General features: G+C 74.8%; 4 protein-coding genes. 2 read left to right on the forward strand and 2 right to left on the reverse strand.

Features of this window, described 5'->3' with window-relative positions; translation table 11 throughout:
• Both MXD60_RS26030 and MXD60_RS26035 read left to right on the forward strand, forming a co-directional pair.
• A partial coding sequence (locus MXD60_RS26030; protein ID WP_368861280.1) for a glycosyltransferase occupies positions 1 to 363 on the forward strand: 363 nt, incomplete at its 5' end.
• 28 nt (positions 364 to 391) lie between these two features.
• Positions 392 to 1333 carry a beta/alpha barrel domain-containing protein gene (locus tag MXD60_RS26035; protein ID WP_248822321.1) on the forward strand — a complete coding sequence of 314 codons (942 nt, stop codon included), beginning with the start codon at positions 392 to 394 and terminating at the stop codon, positions 1331 to 1333.
• Positions 1334 to 1356: 23 nt separating this feature from the next.
• Here the strand turns inward: MXD60_RS26035 and MXD60_RS26040 are convergent, their stop codons facing one another.
• Complete coding sequence (locus tag MXD60_RS26040) at positions 1357 to 1923, reverse strand: DUF3291 domain-containing protein (protein WP_248822323.1); 567 nt, start codon at positions 1921 to 1923, stop codon at positions 1357 to 1359.
• Between the two features lie 180 nt (positions 1924 to 2103).
• Positions 2104 to 2853, reverse strand: a 750-nt coding sequence (locus MXD60_RS26045) for a L,D-transpeptidase (RefSeq protein WP_518468711.1), incomplete at its 5' end; no start/stop codon positions are given.

Consider the following 2853-nt stretch of genomic DNA (forward strand, 5'->3'; position numbering starts at 1 on the left):
CCGCCGGCGGCCGGGGTGGGGGGCGGGCCCCGCCGGTCCGTGAGTTTCGCGAGCGCCGGCGGGGCGGGGAGGGCCGCCGGCCGCCCGGGCGGGGCCCCCGCCACGACCGGCGTCGCGACCTGGGTCGCGAAGTGGGAAGGCGGCACGGTTGTGCCGCCGGAGGACCCGCGCGCCCTCGCCGACGGCCTGGAGTCCTACCTCACCGACCCGGAGCTCGCCGCCACGGTGGGCGCCCGCGGCCGGGTCGGCACCGCCGAGCTCGAACCACGGCGGATCGCCGTCCGGCGGGTCGAGGTCTACCAGAAGGCGATCGACCGGCACCGCGAGCGCCGCGCCCGGCGCCGGCTGAAGCTGGCCCGATGAGCAGGCCGGCGCGGCCCGGACCCGCGGCGTGACCACGCTGGCCGGCGTCCCCCTGGAACATCCGGTGATGAACGCCGCCGGCACGTGCAAGACGTCGGAGGACGTCGACTCCTTCGCCCGCTCGGCGGTCGCGGCGATCGTGGTCGGCTCGATCACCCTGCACGCGCGACCCGGAAACCCCGGGAACGTCTACTGGGCCGGCCAGAACTACTCGCTCAACGCCCTCGGCCTGCCCAACCGAGGCCTGGAGTACTACCGCGAGCAGCTGCCGCGCATGGTCGCCACCGCCCACGCGGCCGGCAAGCCGCTCATCGTCAGCCTCGCCGGCTTCGACGTCGCGGAGTACCGCCAGCTCGCCGAGGTCGTCGCCGCCGCCGGGGTCGACCTCCTCGAAGTCAATCTGGCCTGCCCGAACGTCTGGGACGGCGGCGCCCAGAAGCGCATCGCCTGCTTCGACCCGGGGCAGACGGCGGCGGTCTGCGACACGGTCGGTGCCGCGCTGCTCGACCGGCCGGCGGCCGGCTCCGGTGCGGCCGTCGCGTACGGCGTGAAGATCTCCCCGTTCTCCGACCCGGTGGCCCTGGCGGAACTCGCCGGGGTGCTGGGGGAGCGGGCCGGCCAGCCCGCGGGCCCGCGTTTCGTCACCGCGGTGAACACCTTCCCCAACGCCTACGTCAGCGATGCCGACCACCGCCCGGTCGTCGAGGTGGAGCTGGCCGGGCTGAGCGGGCCGGCTCTCAAACCGGTGGGTCTCGGGCAGGTGCGCCAACTGCGCAGACTGCTGCCGGAGACCATCGACATCGTCGGCGTCGGCGGGGTGTCCGACGGCCGCGACGTCGCCGAGTACCTGCGGGCCGGCGCGGTCGCCGCGCAGGCCGCGACGGCGTTCTGGAATCGGGGCGAGGACCCGTCGGTGTTCGGGACGATCGTGTCCGGCTGGATCGACCAGGAGGACCCGGCGGCGTTCTGACCGGCGCGGCGCGCTGTCTGGGCTCAGCCGCCGGCGGCGAGGGTCCTCGGCGCGATCGTGTTGTCCGTGCCGGAGATCTCCGCGGCGGCCGCGGCGGACTGCTCGCCGCCGCCCTGCACCAGGGAGATCCGCCGGTCCGGCGGCGGGAAGGTGAGCCGGAAGGTGAACGCTGTCGCCGTCGGACCGTGCGTGCGCAGGTGGCGCACCCGATCCTCGGCCTCCGGTGGATCGGGCTCGTGCCCGACAGGCACCCACCACAGGGCATTGGTGGTCCGGGCCGTCGGGCGAAACCAGTCGCGGCGGTGCCGCAGGAACGCACCGTGGCCCTGGTGCAGGACGAAGTCGGCGAGCGCGTCCACCGACGTCCACACCGTCAGGTTCACGATCGCGGTCAGGTGGGCCGCCGACTCCAGCCGGAAGGTGTGCACGGCACCGGCGCGCGGTTCGGGCGGGCGGCGCCAGACGAAACCGGCCTGTCCGTCGGGGTCGGCCATCGGCGCGAGGCCGGCAGCGAGGTCGTCCGGCACGGCCGAGTGGAGCGGGGCGCGGACTCGGGCGATGTTCACCTGGGCCAGGTGGTAACCCGTCATGCGGGGAGCCTAGCCGCGGTTCCCCGTACTTTCAGCTAATACAAACTGGCAGCGCGGCAGGCCTGGTCGCGGCGCCGTGACCAGGCCTGCCAGGAATGGGCCTGCCGTGCGGGAACGCCACCTCGGAGCGTGGGCGAAGGACCGAGGCGGCGGGTGGACGGTAAGTCGGTGGAAAGCGGCTCAGTCGGTGATGGAGATCGGCGTGCCGAGAGGCAGCATTCCCGCCAGTCGCTCGATGTCGTCATTGCGCAGGCGGATACAGCCGAGGCTCGCGTCGGTGCCGATGAGATCTGGCCGGTTCGTGCCATGCAGACCGATGATCCCGTCGTCCCCGTTGAACTGGGTGATTACGTCCGAGAAGCCGGACAGGCCGAACGCGTACGGCCCCCACGGGCCCTGCGGACTGGCCGGGCGCAGCAGTTCGGTCAGGTAGAACTCGCCGACGGGCGTCGGAGTACTGCCCGTTCCGATGCCGACCGGCAGACGGACGAGAACCCGGCCGTCGCGGGACACGGTCAGTCGGTGCTCCGAGCGGTCCACCCGCAGGTCGTAGGGAGTCTCACTGAGGCTGACAGCCGCCGCCCGCAGCCAGCCCGACAGGCCGTTCGGGCGGACCGGCAGCCGGACCCGCAGCCACCCCGCCTGGCGCCACTCGACCGCGAAGACCAGCGGCACGCCCTGGCGGTTGGGGTTCGCCAGCCGTCCGCCGGGCGTGTCGGCTTCCGGCGCCCGGTACCAGGTGATCCCGTCGCCCAGAGCGTGGGCGACGAGGTGCCGGTACGCCTCGGCGGGGGGTCGGGCGGGCGATGGGTGGGCGGCCGTGGGCCGCACCGTCGGGGTGGGGACGGGGCGGGGGGGGGGCGCCCCCCCCCCCCCCCCCCCCCCCCCGCCCCCCCGCGCGCCCCCCCCCCCCCCCCCCCCCCCCAGACC

The organism is Frankia sp. AgB32, assembly GCF_023243045.1.
GTDB lineage: Bacteria > Actinomycetota > Actinomycetes > Frankiales > Frankiaceae > Frankia.